This window comes from Microcystis sp. LE19-8.1F (assembly GCF_027531715.1).
GTDB classification, from domain to species: domain Bacteria; phylum Cyanobacteriota; class Cyanobacteriia; order Cyanobacteriales; family Microcystaceae; genus Microcystis; species Microcystis wesenbergii_A.
Genome location: NZ_JAPZSO010000122.1, coordinates 1 through 6,940, shown reverse-complemented (window position 1 = coordinate 6,940; position 6,940 = coordinate 1). Strand labels below are relative to the sequence as shown.

The following is a 6,940-nucleotide window of genomic DNA, read 5'->3' as shown; positions in this document are numbered from 1 at the left end:
TGTTAATTGGTATTCCTGACAAAGGGAGTTATTTACTGAGGTCATCCGCTCTTTTATTGTCAATAATTTAGCATCCAACTTCCTTGACCTCAATAACTTGGAAGCCATAGTCTGAAGTTCAAAGGCATACTACGGAAATTCTGTCAATGCGTAAGTCCTATATTACTTAGGTAGAGGTCTATTGAGCGTCAGACAAGTTTTAATTAATTCCTCCACTCCTAGGATTGGATAAATAGGGACTCCTAACTGATTAATAACAGTTTCTAGGGTTAGATCATCTAAAAATACCGCTTCCCCATGCTTGAGCATGAGGGAGGGTAATAAAACCCCATCCCCAAGATTTTTACCTTGTAATCCTTTGAGAATATCTTGGCCAGTTAATAAACCCGTAACCGTGATTTCCTGTCCCCAATAATCACTATTTAAAGCCACTAATTCCACGGTTAAACCCTGCACCTTATTTAACTGTTTAACTAGGGGTTGAAAAGCTTGTTCTACCGCATTTCCCACTACCCATATCAACCGTCTATACGGAGTAATTTGAGCAGGTAATAACTTCTTGGCTGTCTTCTGAAAATCCCTAATAAATTGACGAATTGAGCCAACTCCGTTACCGATTTGGGGATAGTCTTCGTAGTGAGATTGGGGTGGTAAATCGACTCGGGCAATTAAAAACCATTCATCGGCTAACCACACCACATTACTGCCAAATTCTTGGCGAAATTTTTTCTGTAAAATTTGGACTTGTTCAATCACTTCTCGCGCCTTTTCTTGGCTAACGGGAATTAATTCATCTTCTTGGGGACGAAAGCGGGTTAATCCCACGGGAACCACGGCAACCGACTCCACACAGGGAATATCCCCCCGATGAAAAGAAACCAAATCTAATAGGGTTCTTTGCAGATGAATTCCATCATTAATATTGGGACAAACTACCACTTGGGCGTGAATTTGTAATTGTCTCGCTTGTAGCCATTTTAAATGGTCTAAAATTTGACCAGCGCGGGGATTTTTTAAGAGACGAATCCTCAGATCTGGTTCCGTGGCATGAACGGATACAAAAAGCGGTGAGATGTGCATCTTTTCGATCCGCTGCCATTCTTTTGATGTGAGATTAGTTAAGGTTAAATAACTGCCATAGAGAAAACTTAAACGATAGTCATCATCTTTATGGTATAAAGTTTCTCTTTTGCCCTCTGGTTGTTGATCGATAAAGCAAAAAGGACATTTATTATTACACTGAATTAAGCCATCAAAAAGGGCAGTTTCAAACTCTAAACCTAAGTCTTCATGATAATCTTTTTCGATGTCTATCCGGTGAGTTTTGCCCTGACTATCAAGCACTTCTAGGGTTAAAAATTCATCGGCACATAAAAATTGATAATCGATTAAGTCCCGGGGACGATTACCATTGATAGAGACGAGCGCATCCCCAATTTCAAAACCTACCTCGGCGGCGATCGAATCCGGGATGACACCAGTAATTTTAGCGGGACGAATAGTTAATTCACTCATGTTTTTAGGTCGCCATCCAATTATTTAACTGCAAGTCTTTGGCTGCATCTCACTTTTGTTAAACTAATTCTACAGCAGCTTAGAGCGATCGCTCCATAAAACTGCTCCCAAAATGATCATGAGCGAAACATTACAAGAATGTTAAAACCGTAAACGCTATGCCTAGGGGTTGACTTTTAGGGTTTTTGATCGTTCCTGTTTTCGTTAACTTTTTAATCCGTTCTAATCTATCCGCTGCCGTTAATCAGTACAGGTGTTCGCAGAAGGTGGAATCGATCGCGGGGTGTAGGGCATTAACTTAATCGGGCCTTGGCAAAAATTTGTCCGGGGGTTAGGGTTAAATCGGGGAGGAGAATATCGCTAATCTCGTCATCGCCTTTTTTAATCGCCGGGGGCGCATCGGGATAGAAAATTGTGATCTGCTTGGCCCGGGGATCGACGATCCAGACGCGACTGACTCCCGCTTTTAGGTAGTCCACGGCTTTTTCGCTCAGGCTGCTGAAGGATTGTTCGGGAGAAATAATTTCGATGACTAATTCCGGGGGAACGGGACAAGCTTCATCGGTGAGGGTAATATCTCCTAACCTTTCCAAGGAAATGTAGAGGAGATCGGGAACGGGACACCAATCTCGATCGTTTTTGCTTAGGACGATCGCCCATTCGATTCCCACCTCTCCCCGTCCTTGATTCCAGTGATCGAGTATAGAAGATAAAGCCAGAGTTAAACGAGAATGAAAGAATTTCGGTGACATTTTTGCGATCGCTTCTCCATCGACTAATTCATAGGTAATATCGCCATCGGCATCGGTTAGCGAGAGAAATTCCGGTAAAGTGAGGGATTTAGAAGAGATAAGAGTCATGGTCAATTTTCAACCGAAGCAATAGGAAAATCGAGCGGGAATTTTCAGATCGGGGCGATCGCTTATTAGCTAATCTTCCCCAGGCATTCGTAGCAGCAACGGATTAAACTAACGGGCGGCCTATTGATCATGTCGTAGCCAATCACCTGATGGGTAAAAATAAATCTCAGATTATGACCATCTCAAAGCATACACGAACCAGTTAATCTGTTGCCAATCTTTTAGCTCTTTCTCTTGATTTATTTGACTTGTTAATCTAATATAGCGCGTGGAAAGAACCACAAAGACACAAAGGACAAAAAGATCGATCGCTCCTATGGCTGAATTTGTTTCCATTGCTGACGACCAACCACCGCCTTCGTTAACAACTGGAACAATTGACTCAATATCCTGTATAGTCAACTGTGTAGCGATCGTCATCCTCACCTATGACCACTCTCCCCCCTGTTAATGCCTCTAGTGACATAGAAAATCGTAAAGCCGAACATTTGCGAGTTTGTCTGGAAGAAGACGTAGAATTTAGCGAAATTAGCAGCGGATTAGAGAAATATCGCTTTAATCACTGCTGTTTGCCAGAACTAGACCGTAGTGATATTAATATCGGTACTAGCTTTTTAGGCAAAAGCCTCGGCGCGCCTCTATTGATTTCTTCGATGACGGGGGGAACTACCTTAGCCCATCTAGTCAATACTCGACTGGCAACCGTCGCCCAACGTTACCGTTTAGCGATGGGGGTTGGGTCCCAACGTATCGCCCTCGAACAACCGGAATTAGCCGCCACTTTTTCCGTTCGCCATCTCGCCCCCGATATCCTACTTTTGGCTAATTTAGGGGCAGTGCAGTTAAATTATGGCTGTGGTGTGGAAGAATGCCTTAAATTAGTCGATTTATTGGAGGCTGATGCCCTGATTCTTCATCTTAATCCCCTGCAAGAATGGGTACAATCGGGAGGCGATAAAAATTTTCGAGGAATCCTTGACAAAATCGCCCTCGTCTGCTCTAAATTGCCCGTTCCTGTGGTGGCTAAGGAAGTGGGTAACGGGATTTCCGGGGCAATGGCTAAAAAGTTAATAGAGGCGGGGGTGGCGGCGATTGATGTGGCAGGGGCTGGCGGCACTTCTTGGGCAAAGGTGGAAAGTCAAAGGGCAAAAGACAAAAAACAGCGTCATTTAGGTCAAGTTTTTGCCGATTGGGGTTTACCCACCGCCGATTGTATTACCTCTATCCGGGCGATTAATTCTACTATTCCTCTCATCGCTTCCGGGGGTTTGAAAAATGGGGTCGATATTGGCAAAGCTATCGCTTTAGGGGCGGATTTAGGCGGTTTAGCCCGGCCTTTTCTCACCGCAGCCGTGGCATCGGAGGCGGCGGTAGATGAGTTGGTGACTTTTTTGATTGCTGAATTAGAAATTGCTTTATTCTGTACGGGTAATGCTAATTTATCGGCCTTAAAAAATTCCGGTTCTTTAAGCTTGGGAAATTAATTTTGTCCGACTAATTACTGATAATTTTTTGAAAATCCCTTTGAATAATGACAAAATTTTTGTCAGTTAAAAGCGGCACATGAACGAATAAAGCTCTCGGATGATGTTTTAAGACTTGAAAATATAATTCTTCGCAGACAAACTGACCGGCATTATCGCTGATATAACTATAGTCAAGGTTTTTAATTAAATCTGGCAAGGGAATTGGTGTAAATAACTGTTTTGTGCTACTCCTAGCATGAGATTCTAAACTTAAATGATAACGACTTTCTGCCATGCCACAACAAATAACGAAATCGGGGTTTTTGTCTTGAATAGCTTTGATAACTCGTTCACTGGCTCGATGGGTATTAACGGGAAGTTGACGCAAAAATAAAAGCTTTTTTGCATAATTATCTTGAATAGATACTAACAAATCATCGGAGGAATTACTCGGTTGATGGCATAACCAAGGCGCAAAAGAAGTTAAGAGAATTGTCAAGTTATCTCCTGAGGGTTAATTGGGATGATGGAGAAAAAAAGCGATCGAAGGGACAAAAATTGCTACACTAACTGACGTGACCTCAATTAAAGACGAGATTGATATTCTATGCAACGCCGTAAATTTTTGCTTATTAGTGGCAGTTTAGGCGGTTTTAGCTTGGCAGCTTGCGCTCATCAGATTTTACAGCCCGTTACTTCCCAAAATACCCCTGAGTCTCCCGTTAAACAAGCACAAAAAGCGAAAAAAGTCAAGATAATCGTGATTAGTGACCTTAATAGTCAATACGGTTCCACTACTTACGATCCCGAAATCGATCGAGCTATCCCTTTAATTATCAATCATAAACCCGATCTGGTTCTCTGTGGTGGCGACATGGTGGCAGGACAAAAAAGCAGCTTGACAGAGGCAGCAATTAACGCCATGTGGTCAGCCTTTGATCGCCATATCGCTGCGCCCCTGCGAGCTGCTAAAATACCTTTTGCTTTTACCATCGGTAATCATGACGCTTCTGGAGCTTTATCCGCAGGAAAATTTATCTATGCTAAAGAGAGAAAATTAGCCCAAGATTATTGGCAAAATCCCCAACATGAGACAAGTTTAAATTTTATCGATAAAACCGGCTTTCCTTTTTATTATACTTTCACTCAAAATGGTATATTCTATCTAGTTTGGGATGCCTCCACTCATTTAATCTCTGGGGAACAACTAAATTGGGCGGCAAAAAACTTGAGTAGTACCGACGCTAAAAATGCTAAAATGCGGCTAGTAATCGGTCATTTACCCCTCTACGGTATTGCCGTGGGCAGAAATCGACCGGGGGATTATTTAGCCGATGCCGAGCAATTAAGAGCGTTTTTAGAAGGCTATCAGGTGCATACTTATATTAGTGGCCACGCTCACGCTTACTATCCGGGTAAACGGGGGCAATTACAATTATTACACTCAGGAGCTTTAGGCAGTGGACCGCGACGGTTGTTGAACAGTGAACAAGCACCTAGAAAAACCCTAACAATTGTCGATATTAATCCCCATCAACAGGAAACATTTTACACCACCTACGACATGAAAACCCAAGAGGCGATCGATATTACCAGTTTACCTCCTTTGATTATGGCTCCCAACGGGCAGGTTTTACGTCGAGATATTCCATCGGTTAACTAGAAAGGAATTCCCATCATGGCCACTGTCATCAGCACCGTTAATATGAAAGGAGGAGTAGGAAAAACTACCCTTACCGTCAACCTTGCCACCTGTTTAGCTAAATTTCAGCAAAAACGAGTCCTTGTCCTCGATTTAGACGCTCAAATCAGTGCGACTCTTAGCTTAATGTCCCCCCATGAATTCGCTCAACTGCGTCGCAAAAAACGCACTTTAAGCTATTTATTAGAAGCAATTATCAAACCCAATCCCTACAATAAATTAACTATTGATGATATTATTGTCCCTTCAGTATGTGAAATTAAAGGCTTAGATTTACTGCCAGGAGACATCGAACTTTATGATGAATATGTCGTCTCAGAAACCCTGCACCACCAAGCAATTTTACAGGAAGATTTAGGCTTTGATTATGCTTGGAATAACCTCGAAAGAATCTTAATTAAAAAAATCATTGATCCCATTCAAGACCGTTACGATTATATTATCATGGACTGCGCTCCAGGCTATAATCTTTTAACTCGTAGTGGTCTCTGTAGCAGTCATTTTTATTTACTACCCGCCCGTCCCGAACCTTTATCGATTGTCGGCATTCAGCTATTAGAAAGAAGAATAGTTAAACTGAAAGCTAGTCATCAAGAAACCCAACCGATTAACCCTGGTTTACTCGGTATAGTTTTTATTCTTTCCGGTGGTGGTTTACTCAGTCGCTACTATAATCAAGTCATGCGCCGGGTACAACAGGATTTTCAAGCCCATCAAATTTTTGCTAATGCGATTCCTATGGATGTTAATGTAGCTAAAGCTGTTGATATGTTCGTGCCTGTGGTGGCAGCCATGCCCTCTTCTAGTGGTTCCAAAGCTTTTATGAAACTCACAGAAGAATTCTTGATGAAAGCCAAAAAATAGGAGATAATTACTATGGTCATTGAGTGGTTAGAATTTCAAGTTAAACCCGAAGCTAGGGAAAAATTTATCCAAAAAGATGAAGAAATTTGGACAAAGTTTTTAGCAAAACAAGCGGGTTTTTTAGGTAAAGAAATTTGGATTAATCCCGCTATCGAGGAGGAATTAATTATCGTTGCCCATTGGCAAACGCAAGAACAGTGGAAAGCTATCTCCAAAAATTTACTTGATGACACCGAAGCCAAATTTTCCCTCGCCATGGGAAAAGATAATTATCGATTAATCAAAGTCAAGGAATTTCAAGTCAGAAAATTTCGAGAAAATTGTCAGAACCATTTAGAATCTATGCAGCCCGGATAAAAAATCAATTCATCTTTTTGTCCCCTCTCAACCTAGCCAAACTTGTCCTAAGGGGCTAAAGTGTGCTATAAGCAGTCAGACCCTGCCCTGGTCTTTATTCTTCCCGATTAGGTAAATTACTGATGACTCAACCGAAACGCGCCCTGATTACTGGCATCACCGGTCAAGATGGTTCC

The 6,940-nt window shown here is 42.0% G+C and carries 8 protein-coding genes; 4 read left to right on the top strand and 4 right to left on the bottom strand.

Annotated features, from left to right (window positions below; translation table 11 throughout):
* Positions 1-162 precede the first annotated feature (162 nt).
* The 3 genes from O9334_RS12135 to O9334_RS12125 all read right to left on the bottom strand — a co-directional run bounded on the left by O9334_RS12135 (position 163) and on the right by O9334_RS12125 (position 2,795).
* Positions 163-1,515: a TIGR03279 family radical SAM protein gene (locus O9334_RS12135; RefSeq protein ID WP_045361962.1), complete on the bottom strand. Its 1,353-nt coding sequence runs from the start codon at positions 1,513-1,515 to the stop codon at positions 163-165.
* 293 nt (positions 1,516-1,808) lie between these two features.
* A complete protein-coding gene (locus tag O9334_RS12130; RefSeq protein ID WP_045361959.1) occupies positions 1,809-2,375 on the bottom strand; it encodes a Uma2 family endonuclease in 567 nt (188 codons plus the stop codon).
* A gap of 171 nt (positions 2,376-2,546) precedes the next feature.
* Entirely contained in the window at positions 2,547-2,795 is a 249-nt protein-coding gene (locus O9334_RS12125) for a hypothetical protein (protein ID WP_045361956.1), read from the bottom strand.
* 8 nt (positions 2,796-2,803) lie between these two features.
* Between O9334_RS12125 and fni the strand changes: the two genes are divergently transcribed.
* Complete coding sequence (fni, locus tag O9334_RS12120; RefSeq protein WP_045361953.1) at positions 2,804-3,859, top strand: type 2 isopentenyl-diphosphate Delta-isomerase; 1,056 nt, start codon at positions 2,804-2,806, stop codon at positions 3,857-3,859.
* A gap of 10 nt (positions 3,860-3,869) precedes the next feature.
* On the opposite strand, the gene O9334_RS12115 is transcribed toward fni, so the two are convergent.
* Positions 3,870-4,340 (bottom strand): pyroglutamyl-peptidase I family protein, encoded by a 471-nt coding sequence (locus tag O9334_RS12115; protein WP_045361950.1) that lies wholly within the window; start codon positions 4,338-4,340, stop codon positions 3,870-3,872.
* 108 nt (positions 4,341-4,448) lie between these two features.
* Between O9334_RS12115 and O9334_RS12110 the strand changes: the two genes are divergently transcribed.
* From O9334_RS12110 to O9334_RS12100, 3 genes are read left to right on the top strand one after another with little or no spacing between them, the layout of a single operon-like run.
* On the top strand, positions 4,449-5,504 hold the full coding sequence (locus O9334_RS12110; protein ID WP_190381198.1) for a metallophosphoesterase family protein: 1,056 nt from the start codon (positions 4,449-4,451) through the stop codon (positions 5,502-5,504).
* Positions 5,505-5,519: 15 nt separating this feature from the next.
* The gene (locus tag O9334_RS12105) at positions 5,520-6,407 is read left to right on the top strand and encodes a ParA family protein (protein WP_045361944.1); all 888 of its coding nucleotides are present in this window, start codon (positions 5,520-5,522) and stop codon (positions 6,405-6,407) included.
* A 12-nt stretch (positions 6,408-6,419) separates the two neighbouring features.
* A complete protein-coding gene (locus O9334_RS12100; RefSeq protein WP_045361941.1) occupies positions 6,420-6,764 on the top strand; it encodes a TIGR03792 family protein in 345 nt (114 codons plus the stop codon).
* Positions 6,765-6,940: the final 176 nt, after the last annotated feature.

Bases quoted from the DNA above. Each gene is read 5' to 3' on its own strand.
- O9334_RS12135 (WP_045361962.1), bottom strand. From the start codon at position 1,515: ATGAGTGAATTAACTATTCGTCCCGCTAAAATTACTGGTGTCATCCCG.
- O9334_RS12130 (WP_045361959.1), bottom strand. From the start codon at position 2,375: ATGACTCTTATCTCTTCTAAATCCCTCACTTTACCGGAATTTCTCTCG.
- O9334_RS12125 (WP_045361956.1), bottom strand. From the start codon at position 2,795: ATGACGATCGCTACACAGTTGACTATACAGGATATTGAGTCAATTGTT.
- fni (WP_045361953.1), top strand. From the start codon at position 2,804: ATGACCACTCTCCCCCCTGTTAATGCCTCTAGTGACATAGAAAATCGT.
- O9334_RS12110 (WP_190381198.1), top strand. From the start codon at position 4,449: ATGCAACGCCGTAAATTTTTGCTTATTAGTGGCAGTTTAGGCGGTTTT.
- O9334_RS12105 (WP_045361944.1), top strand. From the start codon at position 5,520: ATGGCCACTGTCATCAGCACCGTTAATATGAAAGGAGGAGTAGGAAAA.
- O9334_RS12100 (WP_045361941.1), top strand. From the start codon at position 6,420: ATGGTCATTGAGTGGTTAGAATTTCAAGTTAAACCCGAAGCTAGGGAA.